General features: G+C 40.2%; 21 protein-coding genes. 7 read left to right on the forward strand and 14 right to left on the reverse strand.

What is annotated here, in order from left to right; genetic code table 11:
- Nucleotide 1: 1 nt before the first annotated feature.
- A complete protein-coding gene (locus IGI49_RS10735) occupies nucleotides 2–2,422 on the reverse strand; it encodes an HAD-IC family P-type ATPase (RefSeq protein ID WP_429964482.1) in 2,421 nt (806 codons plus the stop codon).
- Nucleotides 2,423–3,004: 582 nt separating this feature from the next.
- Between IGI49_RS10735 and IGI49_RS10740 the strand changes: the two genes are divergently transcribed.
- The 3 genes from IGI49_RS10740 to IGI49_RS10750 are packed head-to-tail and all read left to right on the forward strand — an operon-like array spanning nucleotide 3,005 to nucleotide 4,334.
- Nucleotides 3,005–3,550 carry a DUF2975 domain-containing protein gene (locus IGI49_RS10740; protein WP_429964483.1) on the forward strand — a complete coding sequence of 182 codons (546 nt, stop codon included), beginning with the start codon at nucleotides 3,005–3,007 and terminating at the stop codon, nucleotides 3,548–3,550.
- Nucleotides 3,551–3,574: 24 nt separating this feature from the next.
- Nucleotides 3,575–4,108 (forward strand): DUF2975 domain-containing protein, encoded by a 534-nt coding sequence (locus tag IGI49_RS10745; protein WP_429964484.1) that lies wholly within the window; start codon nucleotides 3,575–3,577, stop codon nucleotides 4,106–4,108.
- Nucleotides 4,109–4,121: 13 nt separating this feature from the next.
- Nucleotides 4,122–4,334: a helix-turn-helix domain-containing protein gene (locus IGI49_RS10750; protein ID WP_429964992.1), complete on the forward strand. Its 213-nt coding sequence runs from the start codon at nucleotides 4,122–4,124 to the stop codon at nucleotides 4,332–4,334.
- Nucleotides 4,335–4,476: 142 nt separating this feature from the next.
- Here the strand turns inward: IGI49_RS10750 and IGI49_RS10755 are convergent, their stop codons facing one another.
- Nucleotides 4,477–4,716, reverse strand: coding sequence for a hypothetical protein (locus IGI49_RS10755; protein ID WP_429964485.1), 240 nt, complete (start codon nucleotides 4,714–4,716; stop codon nucleotides 4,477–4,479).
- 535 nt (nucleotides 4,717–5,251) lie between these two features.
- On the opposite strand from IGI49_RS10755, the gene IGI49_RS10760 reads away from it, so the two are divergent.
- Both IGI49_RS10760 and IGI49_RS10765 read left to right on the forward strand, forming a co-directional pair.
- Nucleotides 5,252–6,091, forward strand: coding sequence for a sensor histidine kinase (locus tag IGI49_RS10760; protein WP_429964486.1), 840 nt, complete (start codon nucleotides 5,252–5,254; stop codon nucleotides 6,089–6,091).
- A gap of 12 nt (nucleotides 6,092–6,103) precedes the next feature.
- On the forward strand, nucleotides 6,104–6,853 hold the full coding sequence (locus tag IGI49_RS10765) for a LytR/AlgR family response regulator transcription factor (protein ID WP_429964487.1): 750 nt from the start codon (nucleotides 6,104–6,106) through the stop codon (nucleotides 6,851–6,853).
- 87 nt (nucleotides 6,854–6,940) lie between these two features.
- Here IGI49_RS10765 and IGI49_RS10770 read toward each other — a convergent pair whose 3' ends face one another.
- From IGI49_RS10770 to ulaG, 7 genes are all read right to left on the reverse strand, one after another.
- On the reverse strand, nucleotides 6,941–7,654 hold the full coding sequence (locus tag IGI49_RS10770) for an L-ribulose-5-phosphate 4-epimerase (protein ID WP_429964488.1): 714 nt from the start codon (nucleotides 7,652–7,654) through the stop codon (nucleotides 6,941–6,943).
- Nucleotides 7,644–8,504, reverse strand: a complete 861-nt coding sequence (locus tag IGI49_RS10775) for an L-ribulose-5-phosphate 3-epimerase (RefSeq protein WP_429964489.1) — start codon at nucleotides 8,502–8,504, stop codon at nucleotides 7,644–7,646. Before IGI49_RS10775 ends, IGI49_RS10770 begins: the two co-directional genes overlap by 11 nt.
- Nucleotides 8,505–8,506: 2 nt before the next feature.
- On the reverse strand, nucleotides 8,507–9,148 hold the full coding sequence (locus IGI49_RS10780) for a 3-keto-L-gulonate-6-phosphate decarboxylase UlaD (RefSeq protein WP_207702790.1): 642 nt from the start codon (nucleotides 9,146–9,148) through the stop codon (nucleotides 8,507–8,509).
- A 12-nt stretch (nucleotides 9,149–9,160) separates the two neighbouring features.
- Nucleotides 9,161–9,463 (reverse strand): PTS sugar transporter subunit IIB, encoded by a 303-nt coding sequence (locus IGI49_RS10785; protein WP_429964490.1) that lies wholly within the window; start codon nucleotides 9,461–9,463, stop codon nucleotides 9,161–9,163.
- 70 nt (nucleotides 9,464–9,533) lie between these two features.
- Nucleotides 9,534–11,021 (reverse strand): PTS ascorbate transporter subunit IIC, encoded by a 1,488-nt coding sequence (locus tag IGI49_RS10790; RefSeq protein ID WP_207702788.1) that lies wholly within the window; start codon nucleotides 11,019–11,021, stop codon nucleotides 9,534–9,536.
- 12 nt (nucleotides 11,022–11,033) lie between these two features.
- Nucleotides 11,034–11,495 (reverse strand): PTS sugar transporter subunit IIA, encoded by a 462-nt coding sequence (locus IGI49_RS10795; RefSeq protein ID WP_429964491.1) that lies wholly within the window; start codon nucleotides 11,493–11,495, stop codon nucleotides 11,034–11,036.
- A 15-nt stretch (nucleotides 11,496–11,510) separates the two neighbouring features.
- Entirely contained in the window at nucleotides 11,511–12,578 is a 1,068-nt protein-coding gene (ulaG, locus tag IGI49_RS10800) for an L-ascorbate 6-phosphate lactonase (protein WP_429964492.1), read from the reverse strand.
- Between the two features lie 202 nt (nucleotides 12,579–12,780).
- Between ulaG and IGI49_RS10805 the strand changes: the two genes are divergently transcribed.
- Both IGI49_RS10805 and IGI49_RS10810 read left to right on the forward strand, forming a co-directional pair.
- Entirely contained in the window at nucleotides 12,781–13,545 is a 765-nt protein-coding gene (locus tag IGI49_RS10805) for a DeoR/GlpR family DNA-binding transcription regulator (protein WP_429964493.1), read from the forward strand.
- 106 nt (nucleotides 13,546–13,651) lie between these two features.
- Entirely contained in the window at nucleotides 13,652–14,899 is a 1,248-nt protein-coding gene (locus IGI49_RS10810; protein ID WP_429964494.1) for a DUF1576 domain-containing protein, read from the forward strand.
- 44 nt (nucleotides 14,900–14,943) lie between these two features.
- Here IGI49_RS10810 and IGI49_RS10815 read toward each other — a convergent pair whose 3' ends face one another.
- The 5 genes from IGI49_RS10815 to IGI49_RS10835 all read right to left on the reverse strand — a co-directional run bounded on the left by IGI49_RS10815 (nucleotide 14,944) and on the right by IGI49_RS10835 (nucleotide 18,482).
- On the reverse strand, nucleotides 14,944–15,543 hold the full coding sequence (locus tag IGI49_RS10815; protein WP_429964495.1) for a response regulator: 600 nt from the start codon (nucleotides 15,541–15,543) through the stop codon (nucleotides 14,944–14,946).
- Nucleotides 15,536–16,648, reverse strand: coding sequence for a sensor histidine kinase (locus IGI49_RS10820; RefSeq protein ID WP_429964496.1), 1,113 nt, complete (start codon nucleotides 16,646–16,648; stop codon nucleotides 15,536–15,538). Before IGI49_RS10820 ends, IGI49_RS10815 begins: the two co-directional genes overlap by 8 nt.
- A gap of 54 nt (nucleotides 16,649–16,702) precedes the next feature.
- Nucleotides 16,703–17,461 carry an ABC transporter permease gene (locus tag IGI49_RS10825; protein ID WP_429964497.1) on the reverse strand — a complete coding sequence of 253 codons (759 nt, stop codon included), beginning with the start codon at nucleotides 17,459–17,461 and terminating at the stop codon, nucleotides 16,703–16,705.
- Between the two features lie 14 nt (nucleotides 17,462–17,475).
- Nucleotides 17,476–18,138, reverse strand: coding sequence for an ABC transporter ATP-binding protein (locus tag IGI49_RS10830; protein ID WP_429964498.1), 663 nt, complete (start codon nucleotides 18,136–18,138; stop codon nucleotides 17,476–17,478).
- A gap of 164 nt (nucleotides 18,139–18,302) precedes the next feature.
- Nucleotides 18,303–18,482, reverse strand: coding sequence for a hypothetical protein (locus tag IGI49_RS10835; RefSeq protein WP_429964499.1), 180 nt, complete (start codon nucleotides 18,480–18,482; stop codon nucleotides 18,303–18,305).
- Nucleotides 18,483–18,542: the final 60 nt, after the last annotated feature.

The following is an 18,542-nucleotide window of genomic DNA, read 5'->3' on the forward strand; positions in this document are numbered from 1 at the left end:
CTTATATTACCCGCGACCGTTTTTTCTTCCGGCGATAAGCCTGCCAACGCACCCGTAATTCAACTAACTTATTCATCGCGGCCGCTAACCCTCTAAATAACCAATAGACACCCAAGGTTAATGGCAGGACAAAGAATAGATTTCGGTTGTAGAGCACGTCGAAATCGAAGAACTGACGAAAAATAATAAAACAACTGAAATAGGCTGCTGCCAAAACAATAATCAACGCAATTTTCTTCTTGTCCAAAGGGAATGAAACCAAATACAGCACCAGTAGTCCCACACAGCCGGTCAAGAACACTGACATGGTGGAAGTCGCACTAAAGGGCAGCTGGAACAAATGGCCTGCCAGCTGAATCAGCATGACTGCTGAAACTACTGTTACCGCCCCAGGGACTGAAACCCGCAAAATATTGTTCAAAAAATCTCCCTTGATACGCTCGTAACTTGGCTTCAATGCCAAGAAGAAGGAAGGTATCCCCACCGTCAAAGCATTGATTGGTGTCAATTGAATGGGTGCAAAAGGATACGGACTCGCTAAGAACATGAAAATCACGGCTAAGATCAACGAATAAATCGTCTTGACCAGATACATCGAAGCAACCCGTTCAATGTTGTTAATCACTCGGCGGCCTTCATTCAAAACATCCTGCATCCGTTTAAAATCCGATTCTAAAAGAATTACATCCGCTGCTGCACGCGCTGCGCTGCTTCCATTAGCCATTGCGACACCAATATCCGCCTGACGCAACGCCAGTACATCATTTACACCGTCACCTGTCATACAGACCGTATGCTCTTCATCCTGCAAAGCCTGAATCAAACGCTGCTTCTGATACGGCGAAACCCGACCGAAAACAGTGTTAGCCTTCACCAGCACTCGATAATTGGTCCAATCGTCTATTTCAGACATATCCACATAATGTTCAGCATGTTGAATCCCAGCCTTTTGAGCAATTTTGGACACCGTCAATGGGTGGTCGCCAGAGATTACCTTCAGCTGGACATCCTGCTTAACAAAGTAACCAAAAGTCTCTTGGGCATTTTCCCGTAAATTATCAGAGATAATCAAGGTAGCCAGCCATTGCGGCTCCTTTTCAAAAGTTTCACCCAAAACATCTGGATAGGAAGCCAGTGCCAACACTCGATGACCTTGAGCCATATAGGGTTCAATTTCCCGTTGAAACTTCTCTGGCACTGTTGAAAAAATAAATTCCGGTGCACCTACAACGTAACTGCCTTCATGCTTGAAAGTCACGCCACTCCACTTACGAGCGGAAGAAAAAGGAATCATCTTTTCCATCTGCCAGTCATTCTCCGCTTGAAATGCTTGCCGCAGCGCTTGAGCTGTTGCATTATCATCGGTCAAATTCTTCATCAAAGCAGCCATGATAACTTTAAATCGCTCTTCTGTTACTTGACCTAAAATACTTTCTTCAAAACGCAAGGTGCCATCGGTAATGGTCCCCGTTTTATCTAGACAAATGACATCCACCCGAGCCAGCGTTTCAATTGACGGCAAAGCCTGTACCAGCACCTTTTTCCGCGCCAGATTAGCAGCTCCAACCGCAAATGCTACACTAGTCAATAGCATTAGTCCTTCTGGTATCATACTCACTAATGCTGCTACAGTTCCTAAAACAGCCTGACGAATGGAGGAAGAGGCTTGGTATTGCGAATAAAGCATCGCTAAGCCCACTGGAACAATGACCACTGTCAATACCGTAATCATCCGACTCAATACCTTAGTTAGTTGAGAACTATTTCCCGTTTCGCTCTTCGCTTCACTAGACAACCGTTGGGCAAAATTATCCGCCCCCACAGCCGTTGCCTGATAGAAGGCTTGACCCGCAGTCACAAAGCTTCCGCTATATAACCGATCCTCCGGCTGCTTCAAAATACGATCAGCTTCACCAGTCAGTAGAGATTCATCCACTTCGATCCCATCACCGGTCAACACTTGACCATCCACTGGCACCTGATCCCCATTTTTCAAGAAAATCGTATCCCCTAAAACGACGGCTTCCTGATCTATCCGTTCCAGCTTTCCATTGCGTAGAACTGTTACCTGATCTTTCGCCAATACCGACAGCTTGTCAATCGTATGCTTCGCTCGCAGCTCTTGAACGACTCCGATCAGCGTATTAATTATTACAACACCAAAGAACAACGTATTTTTCGGCGAACCTACCAACAAAACAAAAAGAGCTAACACCAAATTCAACAGGTTAAAGACATTAACCGTATTCTCTTTAATAATCTGGCCATCTGTCTTCAATAAATCCTCTTCACTTTGATTCACCTGACCCTTTTCTGTACGTTCTTTAACCTCTGCTTCAGTTAACCCGTGAAGCTTCTTAGGAATCTTCACCTGTTCAGTTACTAACGTTTGGTCAGGTGTTGCTTGATTTGTTTTTTTCACACGACTCACCTCTGTTTCTATCTTACCACGACCTAGATTTTTCAGCATACCCTGAACATTTTCGATTTAAGCAAAAAAAAACGTCCAAGCAATTTTTGCCTGGACGCTTTCGGTTAGAAAGTCTTGTAGTCTAATTTTCTGTTTTAAAACAATTTAGGAGACAGAGAAGAAAGCTACACGTCAAACACTCCTGGGGATAATTTTGTTCGTTTGAATAGTTTGAATGTCATTATACGAATCTGGGGAAGTTGTTCTTTATAATGAGAGCGCCAAACACTGACTATACCCATTAACAGACGCCACTTCCTCTTGTCTCCTAAGTACAATTTATTTTATACCATTTTGATAGAAAATTAACAAAAAAGTCAGAATTGGCCCTTTTTTAATCAGAATCATCGCTTTTCTTAGTTTTTGGCAGTTATTAATCAAAAAAAGAACCGCTTATCTTCTTTTTATAACCTAAAATGAAAAGTGACGGCTCAACACTCAACAAAAACTTTTCGATATTGTAAAACGATATTAAAATATCGTTTTACATAAAAAGATTTCTGTTTTATACTATAATAAAGGGGATGGATTAAAATGAACAAGAATTCTACAGCTGTCGTCGGTCTGTTAAGTCTTTTTACGCTAATGGTTCAAGCAAGTCTCGTTTTGTTCTCCTTGATCATTCTTTGGTCGTTGCTCTCTTCTGCCGATAGCCGTCAAGAATTCATTCAGGTTGTTTTGAGAGCCGTTGACCTAAGCCGCAGCTCCTTAGACGAACGTACCTATGCTACTACTTTAATCATTTTTGGATCAATAAGCGGCCTATTCATGTTCCTGTATCTTAATTGCATTCGTCACCTGCTGCAAAACATTAATGAAAAGTTTTATTTCGAAGAAAAGAATCTCAAGCTAATTAAATATACGTTGATCTTTTTCACACTTTATACTCTAACAAATTTCAGTGTAGTATTCGTCGATCAACTATTTCAGATTGTTCAGATTCCCGGCGCTTATTATTTAGAGTCCCTTGACTGGCTGCAAATTGTTGACAGCTTATTAACTCTTATGGGAATTTATGTTATCTACATGGTATTTAGACAAGGTATTCTGCTGAAAAGAGAAAACCAATCAATTATTTAATTGATTATCACAAGGAGGAAAAATATGAAAAAGTACGAACGATTTATTTTAGGCTTGTTGGCCTCCGTTTGCTTGATTCTACAGATTGTTTTTGGAATCATCCTAACGTTTACGTTTATTGCTATCGCGTTCACTGATTCACGACAGGAACTTTCTCAACTCTTAACATCAAACATGGAGATCGCTCATAGCTCGTTGTCTCCTACCTTCATCATTTTCTACTTAATAGTCTTTTGTGTTGTTAGTATAATTTTGATGATCAGTTACCTGAATTGTATTCGCAACCTGTTGCAAAACTTAAATGAGGAACTTTATTTTGACGAACGCAATCTCAAGCTAATAAAAAAGACCTTCATTTACTATGGCTCAGCAACCTTGGCTGAGATTTTAGTATCCATAGTTAACAATCTCTACCATATAAATCTGCTTAGCCAAGATTCTTCTAATAATGTCCTTTATCTATTTAAAGGTGCCTTGATGGTTCTAGGGATTTATGTAATCTCTATGGTATTCCAGCAAGGAATGCGTCTAAAAAAAGAAAGTGATGCTTTTATATAAAGCAAAGGGGGTGTTGCCAATGATAAAAATTAATTTAGACCGAGTAATGCTAGATCGAAAAATGTCCTCCAACGAACTAGCTAAAAAAATAGGCATCGCCCCAGCAAATCTCTCAATTCTAAAAACAGGTAAAGCTAAGGGGATTCGTTTTAACACACTGGAGAAAATCTGTACTGTACTGGATTGCCAACCTGGGGATATATTGGAGTATGCGGGGGAGGAATAGATCCGAAAAAACAAAAAGCTTGAAAGGTATAATGGTCAAAACCATAGAAAACCTTTCAAGCTTTTTATTTTATTGCGTAATGGTTACGCTCTTTTTCTGTGCTATAATTGGACTGTCTAGAAACATAATCATAGTAATAAATCTATTGATAGTATCCAATATAAATTTTATCTTTTGAAATGTACTCATAGTATATACGAGTTCTGCCATTGAATGTCTTAGGTGGTACGTAAGAAAAGACATACGTGTAAACACCCCTAGGACTAATTTGTAGCTTTTCTGAAACTTTAACATCTTCATTATCTGACAAAGTAGCGGCTTCACTGATCACTGGAGAAATAAGAAATAGAATTGCACCTACTAATACTAATATTTTTTTCACAAAATCGCCCCCTTGTCCTTCATTCTATAAAATTTTCCAAGTGAAACGCCTTGAAAAGTCAAAATCGACCATTATTCGATCATAATCGACACTAAAGAAAGAGTGATTCATATTGTTAGGAAACCTTTTAATTACTTTGGGTACTTTACCTATGCTGTTCTCTTTATTCATATTCAAATCGAAATATATATATACCGATATAATTCTAATAACCACACTGACTGTAGTTATCAGAATGTTCATACCTTTTTCTAGTGTGACTTTAAAGCTAATTGTCTTGTTTTTCTGTTTTTTAGTTTCATTTTATTATTCTGAACGAGATCCCCTCTTAGCTGGTATATATAGCTCCATGATTTTCGTAAATGATGACTTGACCACATTCTTGACAAATACTATTTATAAGACTAATCCTGAATCTTTGTTGATATCCTTCTCCATAGGAAGTCTTATTTCTATACTCATTACTGTAATACTTGCTGTTCTAGAAAAAAAGACTATAGTTATTGTTCAAAAAAAGTATCCCAAAGTAAAACTTATGTTACTAATGATCTTTTTGTTTTTTTTCTTTGAAATATTGAAGAACGAGTACTTAGTTGAGCTGACTATACCTAATAACGAAACTGTTATTACTAAGATACTTGAAGATGTTCTTCTTGCTTTATTTTTATTCTTGGCTGCTATTGTCCTTTTAGCCCAACGCAGCGAGTCAATGCGTCTCGAAGCTGAAAGCAAGAAAGCGATCTTTGAGAATCAACTTGCTTATTTAAAAACTATTGAAAAGAATGCAGAAGAGGTTCGCAAGTTTAAGCATGATTACCAAAATATTTTGCTGAGTATGGACACCTATTTTCAGGAAAATAAATTTGAAGAACTGAAAAACTACTATTATACTCAAATCAAGCATAGTTCTGAAAGTCTTAACAGCACAAATACTCAGCTTAGTAAGCTGACAAAAATTCAAAATTTGGCTTTACGCAGTATTTTTTATGTAAAATTGAGTATAATTGAAAGTGAGAAAGTAAACCTGATACTGGAAATTGACAAGAATTTCTATGTTGAAGAGAAAAATGAAATTCCATTGGTTCGTGCCTTGGGAATCATTTTAGATAATGCCATTGATGCTCTAAGCGAGCTTGACCGCGGTGAATTGCAGATTGCCGTGTTCGAAAACGATGGCAGCAACGTAGTTATTGTTAAGAATAGCTGTTCAGAAGATATACCACCGCTGTACCAGCTGGAAGAAAAGGGCTATTCAACCAAAGGGCAAAATCGCGGCATTGGATTAAGCAATTTGCAGGAGATCATGGAAGAAGCCGACTTTTTGTTGGAAACTGAAATTGTCGATCATTACTTTATTCAAAAAATTGTTTTTTAAGGGGGCGTTAGTATGATGAAGATTTTCATTTGTGAAGACGAAGCACCATTACGGGAATTTTACCACGAATACATTGACAAGCAGATTATGATCAAAGAGTTAGATGCGCACATTGCGTTATCGACTGACAAGCCTGCTGCTGTCTTAGACTACCTCAAAGAAAACCCTGATACCACTGGAATTTATTTTCTGGATATTGATCTGGGTGAGAACGAGATGGACGGCGTTACTTTAGCCAAAAAGATTCGAGAATACGATACCTTAGGAAAAATTGTCTTCGTTACCACACATGATGAAACGGTTCCTTTGATCTTTAAATACAAGGTTGAAGCCCTAGATTTCATCGTAAAGGACGATCCTGGACAACTAATGGAATCAATTACCGAATGCTTGGATTCTATCTTTGTTAAGCAGCAAATCCAGCCAGAAAAACGTGAACAGTTTCTAATTCGAAATGGTAAAAGTGAACGATACGTCAACTACAAAGATATTCTATATTTCGAAACTTCTCACAAACCACATGTTCTCTATATCCACACAATGACTGGCAGAATTCATTTCTATGGTGCAATCAAGGAAATGGTCGATCTTGGTAAAAACTTTGAACGGATTCATAAGTCTTATGTGGTTAATTTAGACAATGTCCGCTCCCTCGATAAAGAAATGCTGGAGGTCACCATGAACAATGGACAGCGCTGTGCGGTTTCGCGGAAAAAGATGCGGATCGTCCGTGATTTCTTAGATAAAAAACAATTCAGTTAAATCACTGAACTGTCTGCCATTTTCGGCAGGCAGTTTTTTCGCTAAAAAACCACCTAAGCCTCCGCGCTTAAGTGGTTCACTCCTCTATTAACCTTGCCCGTAATAGGCCTTTTCTCCGTGTTTTCTAAAATAATGCTTATCCAGCAAATATTGTGGGATTGCCTTTATTTTAGGATTAATCTGCTCATTTTCTTTCGCCATTAGGCAAATTTCATCCAAAATCAAGCTGTTCTCCACTGCCTTCATGGGCGAGTCTCCCCAAGTAAACGGCCCATGCCCATAGACTAGAACCCCCGGAACTTCCTTGGCTTTTACGCTTCGTTCATTAAAGGTTTCTACAATCACATGACCCGTATTGATTTCATAGGCCTCCTGAACTTCTTTCTCTGTTAACTGCCGAGTACAAGGAATCGTACCATAAAAAGCATCAGCGTGAGTAGTTCCGTAAGCAGGTAAATCTCTTCCTGCCTGAGCCCACATCACTGAATGAGTAGAATGGGTATGAACAATCGCATTCACCTCTTCAAAAGCCTGATACAGTACCACATGGGTAGGTAAGTCGGAAGAAGGGTTCATACTGTCAGCTTCCAGACTATTTCCAGCTAAATCGGTTACTACCATCTGATCCACCTGCATCTTTTCATACTTCACACCGCTTGGCTTAATGACAATTACCCCAAGGTCTCGATTAATCTCACTGACATTTCCCCAAGTTAGCTTCACCAATCCGTATTGAGGCAGTTCTAGATTCGCTTCAAATACTCGCTGCTTCATTTCTTGAATGATTTCTTCACGCGACATCGTATCCCGCCTCTCTTAATTTAGGGTAAAGATAGTTTTTGGCTGCTTCAATTTCTTCTTTGAAATTTGAACTTTTCTCGCTCCACATTTCAATTAGGAAGGTTCCATCATAATCCAGACGCTTCAAATTCTTCAACAAGCCAAGGAAATCCACACAGCCCTCTCCGAAAGGAACATCCCGAAATTGTCCAGCAGAATCCTCTGTCACCGGATAGGTATCTTTTAAGTGGATGGAAGTGATACAGTCAATGCCTTCCTCCAGTTCAACGGCTGGGTTGTTTTCCGGCCAGGCAGAGAGATTGCCTAAATCTGGATAGACCTGTAAATACGGTGATCGAATCTGTCGTTTGATTTCCAAAAATTTCCCAATCGAGTTCATAAAAGGATCGTCCATAATCTCAATCGAAAGAATAACACCATAATTAGCAGCCTGCTTTACACTTTCCTTCATGCCCTCAATAAAGGCTTCCCGGCTAGTCACAGATTTTTCTTCATAATAGACATCGTAGCCAGCTACTTGAATGACCTTGATACTCAGCTTATGAGCAAAACGAACGGCTTTATCCATTATTTCCTTGGCTTTTTGCTGCTTCTCAAGATCTGAGGAGCCAAAGGGAAAGCGGCGATGGCCACTTAAGCAAATCGAATTAATTCTCACACCAGATTGAAACATGTCCTCTCGCAGCTGAGCAAGTTGTTCGTCTGACCAGTCTAACCGTGCCAAGCGTTCATCGGTTTCATCAATCGACATTTCGATAAAATCAAACTCCAATTCTTTTGCCAAAGCAAAACGTTCCTGCCAAGTGATTCCTTTTGGTAAAGCTTTTTCATAAATTCCGATCTGAGCCATGCTTACTGCCCCCAAATACGAGTAATTTCATCCTTAAAGTCTTGTGCTGCTTTCACCGGATCTGGTGCCGCGGTGATTCCTCGCCCTGTAATAAAGGTGTACACAGCCATCCCTTCAAACAGTTTCAAGGTATCGACATCCAAGCCTCCGGTTACAGAAACATTAAAGCCCATTTCAATCAATTTTTTCACTTTGGTTAAATCTTTTTCGCCCCAGGTTTCTCCTGATAAAAGGGCATCGCGGCTTTGATGATAGATGGCTTGCTTAATGCCGATTTCTCGCCAAGCAGCAGCCTGTTCATAGGTCCAATCACCATAAAGCTCAACCTGCAATTCCTTTACTTCTTTTTGCGCGGCCTGCATCGTGGGTATCGTAGCACAGCAAATGACCGTCATAAAATCAGCACCGGCATCTGCGACATTTTTAGCCACTGTTCCACCCGCATCGGCACATTTCGTATCAGCAACTAACGTTTTCTCAGGAAACATGCTGCGGATACAGCTGATCGCTTTGTGCCCTTCCTGCAGACAAAGAATCGTCCCTACTTCAATAATATCGACAATTTCTCCTACCTTAACAATATCTGCTAAGGCATGCTCTAAATCATTATGGTCCAATGCAATTTGCAACTTTGGTTTACTCATTCTAAACTCCTCTTATTTACCCATTTTTTGATATAGTTCTGATTCAGCGAACTTCTCACTAATTTCTTTTGGCGACATCACATTTTTAATCCCAATGACCGTAACGCCTTTCTTCACTGCTTGGTCAAACATATTTAAGAAGTTAACTGGTGTAAAAACAACATCGTATTGTGCCGCCGAACTTTTACCTTCTGAAAGAGCACAATGGTGAATTTTGGTAATTGGCACACTTAATTCCTTCATCGCTTTCTCCACACTCTTCATCATCATTAAGCTGGTTCCTGATCCATTGGCACAAGATACTAAGATTCTCATTTTAAAATCCCCCTAGGTTAGTTTTTATTTTATGCGGCCCAGGCAAAGCTGGGCCGACAAGTTTCCTACATTAGTCATTCAAGAATTTTTCTGCGTATTGCTCATAGTCATCAACAATCATGAAGTAGCCTTCTGGATTTTTACGGTATTGCAGCTGTGGAATAATCAGTAAACCAATTACAACTACAGCGACACCGATATAGCCTAAGAACTTCATAATGACTGCAAACAATGGCCAAGCGGTTGCCCAGTCAAACATGCCCAGGTACCCACCGTATTGTGATAATCCAATCCAGGTTGCAAATAGAGCGGAGCCGCCAATTTGAATAATCCCTGAAATGAACGGGAAGATACAGGCTGCTTTAAAGCCGCCACGATTGTTAGCAAAGACAGCAATTACCGCATTATCAAAGAACAATGGAACGAAACCGGCAATAACGATCGTTGGTGATTTCAATAAAATTAATAGTCCAATCATTAAGAATTGGCCTAAAGCACCAAACAAGAAGCCGATGGTTACAGCATTTGGTGAACCAAAGCCGAACGTTGCTGCCACGTCGATCCCAGGTACCGCACCTGGTAAAATCGTATTGGAAATTCCTTGGAAGGACTGAGTCAACTCATCGACGAAGGTCCGTACACCCAATTGTAAAATCGCTAGATAAACCGCAAAATTCAGTGAAGTTGTCAGAATATAGAATAAGAAGCTCTGACCTTCTGCCATAAATTCAGCTTCAACCAAATAATCTTGACCTAATACCACTAAAATAATCCCAAAGAAAAACAGCATTAACAATGAAGTCGCTACCATATTCTCGTTAAAAATGGATAGGAAGCCTGGCAGCTCGATGTCTTCCAATTTCTTATCTACATTCGCAGCTTTATTTTTCCTTTGATCCCGTTTGCGCATCCATTCAGCCAGCTTCGCAAAGATAAAAATACCAAACATTTGCTGGTGAGCGATCCCAAAGCCCGCACCTTCTGTCAATTCCTGTGTTACACCAACTGTTAAATTAGAAGCAACTGCCCAGTAGCAACCCAGAACTAATCCCATGAAAATTAATACTTCCACTCTGCCTAAATTCGGGAAACAGAACAATAGAATCCAGAAAGCTGTAGCAGCCTGTTGAATTTGTACATTCCCGGTCGTAAAGACCGAACGTAATTTGGTGTATTTTTGGAAACGAACCAATAAAATATTCATGATAAAAGCAATTAATAGCAAAATCATTACATCACCGAAGGTTCGACCAAAAGTTTCCATTAATCCCGCATCTACCGCATTTTGACCAAAATATGGGTCTGTCACCATTGCATCTAGATTAAACCGTTCCTTCAACCCGACTAGAATCGGCCGAAAGTTCCCAACCAGTCCGCCTGAACCAACCGTCAAAATAAAATACCCAACTGTCGCCTTCAAAAAGCCGGCGATACATTCATAAATCGGTCGTTTCAGCAGTAAGTACCCCAACAATACAATAAATCCAATCAAGTAGGCTGGCTGTGTCAAAATGTTCTCAGCAAAATACGTCCAAATACTTAACAAAAAATCCCCCATTTATTTCTCCCCCTATAGATGGTATTGTTCCATGACCGCTTGATAGTCTTCAATCGAATGAGTAGCCGCCAGACTGTCGATCAAACCGTCTGTCATCAGCATTTCAGATAGATTTTGGATATTTTCCATATGTTCCTCTGCGTTTTTTGCCGCCAAAGTGAAGAAGAGGAGTGCCTCTTTTTCTTCTCCATCCGTGCTTTCAAAGGTCACTGGCTGCTTCATTTTAGTAAAGGAAATGGCGGTTCCAAACACCCCCTCACTCTTCTCAGAAGAATGAGGCATGGCAACCTGAGGAACAATCACGATATAAGGGCCGTGCTCCTCAACGCAGCGGATAATTTCATCTACATAGTGCTGATCAATAATTTCCTTGTCCATCAGCAGCTGACAGCTTTCAGCAATGGCTTCTTTCCAATCAGTAATTTCTTTATCAGAGTAACGAATCAGTTCATTGTCGTAAAAATACGTTAACATGGTTCTACCTCTTTTCTATAGGAATGATGGAAACGGTGTATCATTTTCAACGCTGAAGGCATCTTCAAATCCGCGATAGAAATTGAATTCTAAGTCGTCCTTGTTGGTTGGATAAGTAAATTTACCGCCAACCTGCCAAATATACGGTTTGAATTCGTAACGTAACCGATCCTTTTTGAATTTCCAAATTTCTGTGATTTCTTTCGGATCAGCCATGAAATTCGCCCAAATGTCATAATGAACAGGAATGACCACCTTCGTATTTAAAGACTCTGCCATTCGCAGCATGTCAACTGACGTGACTTTATCCGTGATTCCTCGTGGATTTTCGCCGTAAGCACCTAAACAGACATCAATTTTATGCTCATTGCCATGCTTGGCAAACATATTGGAATAATGAGAGTCGCCTGCATGATATAAATTACCGCCAGAAGTTTCAAATAGGTAGTTCACCGCAATTTGATCCATATCCTGCGGCATTTTCCCCTTCAAAGTAACTTCTGGGTCTTCACAGGTAACTAAGGCTGTTCGGTCAAAGGCTTCTAAAGCAACCACGTTGATATCCTTAATTTTTACCTCGTCTCCTGGCTTCACAACAATTGTTTTTTCCTCTGGAATTCCCCAGCCTAGCCACGTTGCGACAACTTCCTTCGGCCCTACAAATTTTGCCTCAGGACAATTTTGGTGTACTGCCGCTGCTGTGTTGATGTCTAAATGATCGGAGTGAATATGAGTAACTACTAAAGCATCCACATTTTTTACTGCAAAAGGATCAATGACAAATGGCTGTGTGCGCAAATTCGGCTGCATTTTTTGAACACCGCTCATCCGCATCATTTGATGGCCTTTTTTCATCATGCCGTTTCCATGACTACGCTTGCCGGTGCCACACCACAAGTCGCATAAGATGTTTGTCCCTTCATGACTCTTCAACCAAATTCCGGTACAGCCCAGCCACCACATAGAAAAAGTACCGGCTTCGACGACTTCACTTTCAATTTCTTCATTCAAATAGGTGCCCCATTCGGGAAAAGTTGAAAGAATCCAATTCTCTTTTGTAACCTCGTTAACATGCTTGCTCATCTGTAAATCTCTCCTGACGTGATTTTGTTATGATCCATGTATAAATCATAAATCGTAAAACGCGTCGTGAAAACCCTTTTATATGATTGTTTGAATTTTATATGACTTTTTATAACGCGAGTGCTGATTTTCTTGTATAATAGAATCAAATAAAACGTTTTCTTCTATAAGAGATAATTTTGCAGGAAAAGGTGGGACATGTATGAAAAATTCGATAGTTGCGATCGATAAACGCCATGCCGAGATTCTGGAGATTCTAGAGGCCAATCATCAGATGACAACCCAGGAGTTAGCAGAGGCTTTGGACGTTTCATTAAGTACGATTCGCCGAGATCTAAATCTGTTAGAAGAAAAGAATGATATTATTCGTAAATATGGCTACTGCATTTTTAATTACGACAACAAACGTGATTTCGATCAGTCCGGTCCGGAGCGAATCAAACAGGCGATCGCTCGCGAGGCCAGCAAGCATGTGCAGGATTACGATACAATCTTTATTAACTCCAGCTCTACTGCCTTAAAGACGATTGACTATTTGAACTCGGAACATTTAACAATTGTCACGAATAATCTGAAAGTTAACTATTCGCCTCATAATGCCAACTACAATTACATATTGACTGGTGGAGAAATGCGGTTTCCTAAAGAAGCCTTGGTGGGGGATATCGCCATGAATACCATCTCATCCATGAACGCAGATGTCTGTATTATCGGCTGTAGCGGTGTCAGCCTGGAAAGCGGCGTTACCACTAAAATTATTAATGAGGCGAAAATCAATGAGCTGATGATCAATCACACCATTAAACGAAAAGTATTAGTAGCTGACCATCGCAAAATTGGCTTAACCTCCCAATTCAAAATTGCTGACATTTCTGTCTTTGACTATTTGATCACCGATCAATTCAGTTCACCAGAGACCTTGAAGGAAATTCAAAAAATGGGTGTAAAAGTTATTCAAATTGATTAGATAGAAAGGATGAGGACGACTGGAGAAAAAAGAGTTCGCACGATCACAGCAGGTAATTTTTAACTTTCTGCTGCTGTATGGCCTGCTGCTAACTTGTGTACCGATTTTGCTCTATCCCGCAGAAACAATTATACGAGGAATGAGCCAAATTATTCACTCACCCAGCAATCTGATTAGCGATTATGTCGAGATTGCTGGGGCTGGAGCAGCCTTAACCAACAGCGGCCTGCTTACTCTGCTGAGCCTGTTTATTTTGAGAAAATACCGTCACAGCTTTTGTCCCTTAACGATTCCCATTGTCATGATGCTTTCCGGGTTCTCTTTTTTTGGCAAAAATTTAGCCAATTCAGCCCCCATTCTTCTAGGAAGTCTTCTATATCTGCATCACAAACCCGCAGCCAGACAAGAATCCTTGGTCATGGGCTTGTTGAGCACCTGCCTGTCTCCAATGGTCAGCATTATCTATCTAGCGCCTAGCCAATTTCTTCTCCAAAACAAATTCATCGCCCTGGTAGCTGGTCTGGTGATTGGCTATATCAGTATTCCGGTTTTTCACTATTTAAAGGCACATACCAAAGAAATGAACCTTTACAATATGGGCTTTTCCGCCGGCTGTATCGGATTCGTAGGGAATTTTGCCACCCGCAACCTATTAAACATCCGAATTCTTCCCCATCGCTTGAATGCTGCTCACAGCTCGGCACTATTGATCTTCTTACTGATCCTTTTCACTGCTCCACTGATGTATTCTCTCTATGTCCTGAAGTTTGATAAAGCACTGCATAAAGGAGTTCGACTGAGTCTGTTAAAACTAGTTCGTTTTTCAATCTATGGCTTAATCGGCTTGATGGTCCCTTTAATTTTACAGGTTCCATTGAATGGTTTGCTGGTAGGTACCCTTTTAACCTTTGCTGGTTTCGGTATGTACAACTTTGGTTTCCGTTATTATTTCTTCCCAGCTTGCGGCGTCCTGCTGTCCTCATTGTTTGTTTTTCATGATGTAACTTCGACAACCACTATTGTTATCTTGTTCTTTGCAGCCACCTTGTCACCTTTTTCTAGAAAGTATGGTCTGCTGACCGGTATTCTATCAGGTGCTGTATTTGCAATGATTTCCCGTCATGCTCATGTTCTAACCGCCGGCATTAATCTTTACAACTGTGGATTTTCAGGCGGTGTCACCGTTCTCTTGTTGGACTTTCTACGCCACCTTCTTTTTCGTCACGCTTTGCTTAAGCGCACCTGCAGCGCTGCTTATCAAAAATTAATTTTAAGCGAACAAAAGATATTGTGGCAATTAAGCCGATGCAAAGATTGGATCAAGCAGCGGCTGTTTCCACTCAACTACGAATAAAAGTCTGGAAGATCATTTGGTGTATGATCTTCCAGACTTTTAACTTACAGCCAACCATTTTCTCTAGCCTTTGCTGCAGCATCGACTCGATTTTTGGCGCCTAATTTACTAATAATTTCCGAGATATAGTTGCGAATGGTTCCATCCGTTAAATACAGCTGAGCAGAAACCTCCTTTGAGGTGGCTCCCTTGGCGATCAATGTCAAAATCTCCTGCTCTTTTGGGGTCAAAGGATTTCGTTGATTGTTCATGTAGCCAGTGATCAGAGAAGGTTCGTAATACACCTTGCCTTTTATCGCCGAACGAATATGCTCAATTAATTCATCGCTGGGGGTATCTTTCAGCAAGTATGCCGACACTTTAGCCTCTACTGATTTTTCGAAATAGCCATCCCGAGCGAAAGTGGTTAAAATAATTACCTTGATTGAGCTTTCCTTCAATTCTTCTGCCAGCTCCAGGCCTGATTTGTGAGGCATTTCAATATCGGTTAATAAAATATCCGGCTGCATCTGTTTCAGCAGAGTTGCTGCTTCCGCCCCATCCTTGGCTGTTCCAACAACCTCTAGATCATCCTCTAAATTCAAAATCATTGCTAAAGCCGATGACAGCAGTCCTTGATCCTCGGCAATCAGTAATCTAATCATTTAAAGCCTCCTCCAAAGGAACCGATATACGAATCCAGGTTCCTCGATCCTCCTGTATGTAAAGTGTGCCTTGTATCTTTTCAATCCGTTCGGTCATTCCAGTTAGCCCGTTTCCAGCGATTAGTTCCTTTACACCTACCCCATTATCCTTAATCGAAAGCTTAAGCCAGTCTGCATCAATTGAAAAAACAATCGTACAAAAAGTCGCTTTACTGTGACGAATGATATTGGTTACGGCTTCCCGGAGAACACTGCTGATTTCATTTTGCTGCATGGCTGACAGATCGTTTGCCAGCTCCTCATTCTCAGTAGTCAAAATAATTTTTGCTGTAGTTAAGGCCTGATTTATTTCAATTAGCTCTTCCCGAACTGTACGTTTTCGCATATCTGAAACAATTTCCCGAACGGTTTTTAAGGTAGAGCGAGAAAGCTGTTCGATTTCCTGAAGCTCATTCGAAACCATTTGCGGATTTTTTGTCAAAATCTTTTGAGCTAAATCAAGCTTGAGTGTCATCACCGACAATGATTGCCCTAAAGAATCATGCAATTCTCTCGCAATCCGATTGCGTTCCTCTCCCTTAATCACAGCCTCCAATCGTTGATTAGCTTGATACAATTGTTTGCGTTGCTCAATAGATTTCTGAACCTCTCTGCCTGGCAAAGGGGCAATAATAGTAAACAAGCCGAAAGGTAGCGACATCGCCATCTGATTGCCTCCAAAAACTGGATGCTCCATCGGCCCAAAAAACAATCCCAGTAAAATGATTCCCAGCTGACCAAAGAACAACAACCAAAAAGACGATTTTTTTATCTTGGAAAAACCAAAGCCCAATTGCCAAGCGGGAAACATGAATAGATAAATATATCCCAGTTCTAAAGCATAAAACGCAGCAATTAGATATTGCCCTATCAACCAATAAATAAAATACCTTCCTTGAAAAAGGGCATTCCGGTAAAACCAGCAGAACAGCAGCATTAGTGCTCCTAAAAACATTTTTTCAAACGTATCAAAAGGAACTAGGGATAAAATGGGAATTAATAGAAATAACATCCAGATAATGGAGCTAAGCACCTCTCCCTTAGGAAATAAGCTGATTTTATTCATGGCTGCTCCTTTCTGCACAATTTCGACTAATACTTACGTATAATACCATATTAATTAGATCTTTTTTCGGCTAAACACTACATCAGCAACCAAGAGAAAGCCTAAAATATACACAATATTGCCAATTAATAATTCGTTCGTTGCTAGCTGCGTCAGCTTTTCCATGCTGTTGTTGATTAACTGATTACTCAAATTCAACATGTTTAGCGGATTCCAACGCAGCCAGCTGAACTTATCCAACAGCATAAATTGCATGCCTGCCAGCATTGAAGACAAGAAATAAGTCGCAATTCCCAACATACTTGCCAGCGATTCATTGGTAACGATCAAAGAAATCATTAATGACAAACTAGCAAACAGCCACATCCCAACAAAATTTCCCAGCAAATTAGCAAACAATGTACGAATTACTTCTGTTTGCTTTAGTGAAACTTCTGGAAACAAAATCATGCTGAGACTGATTGTCACAACTAACGCTACTAGATTCAAATAAATTGAGTAACCTACCAAAGTAATTAGTTTACTAAAGAAAATTGTCCGACGTTGCTGATTTTTTTGCAACAGATTTTTAATTGTTCCAAATCGAAATTCCATTGAGAAAGTCTGACTGGTCTGATAGACCATGAAAAAAACAATTAACCACCCACTATTAAAACAAGTTTTCACTAATTTATTCGGCGATAGAATGTCAAAATTCCCAAATTTGGTTACTACTGCAAAGAGCAAAATTAGCCCACTCACTTTCAAGGTTTGTTTCAAGATCACATGTTGCTTCGTTAGTTTAAATAGCTCCTGCTTCACTGCACGTTTCATTTTCATCATTCTCCTTAGGCTAATTTGGCTAATAGATCGTCCTCAAAATTTTCTAATAACTCCGGATGCTCTATATTTTCCACTAATCTCCCTGCCTTTAACAGCAAGACACGATCCACTAATTGCTCCAATTCACTAAGTATGTGGCTGGAAATTAGGAAAGTTGTTCCGGCTTCCTTGTAGGTCAAAATAGCTTTCTTCAATAGCTTAACTGAATAAGGATCTAAACCATTCATCGGCTCATCTAAAATAACCACCTGCGGCTGATTCAAGAAAGCTAACGCAATTCCCAACCGCTGTTTCATTCCCAATGAATAGCCCTTAGTCTTTTTACCAATAAATTCATTCATGTCCAATAACGAAATTAGCCCATCAATTGCTGCTATATTTTGCTGATCCTCAACAAACAGCTGCAAGTGATCCCAGCCTGACAAAAAAGGATAAAGTCCCGGCTGTTCAATCAAGGCGTCAATCGTGGTTCCTCTTGCTTGTTGAATCTCCCCCTTGCTTATAGGAACAAACCCGACTAAGGCCTTCATTAACGTCGTTTTCCCGGCACCGTTTGGACCAACCAAACCGACCACTTCTCCTTGAACCAATTCACAATTAACTTTTTCAAGTGCTTGTTTTCGTTTAAAAGTGATACTCATATTTTTTACATTGATCAGTTTATCCATCTAAGTGACTCCCTCGCTTCGTTTTTATAGGCTTAGTTTATCGAAATCCCCCCTAGCAATTAAGTCGTATTCGTCATGACTATCCATGACATTTGTCATCCAAGTAAAAATGAGGACCCCAGACAAATTATCTCGGGTCCTCATTACATATTCTAAAATCCTAACTACTCACTAAAACTGTTTTCTTCAAAACTGATTGTTTCTTCGTCCTTCTTATCTGGTGTTTCTTTAAAATGGGTCTGAACGGTAGTCTTTACCGCTTCTTCATCAATGGTTCGTTCCACTACCTGAGACACCATTCCTAAACTCACTACTGCTGCAATTGCGATAATTATTTTTTTCATCTTTTTCTTCCTCCTATTTTTTCGTCTGCTAGGATCTCACTTAGGTGTTTGACTAAAAAT

It is taken from the genome of Enterococcus sp. AZ071 (assembly GCF_050499065.1).
Lineage (GTDB): Bacteria > Bacillota > Bacilli > Lactobacillales > Enterococcaceae > Enterococcus_A > Enterococcus_A ferrettii.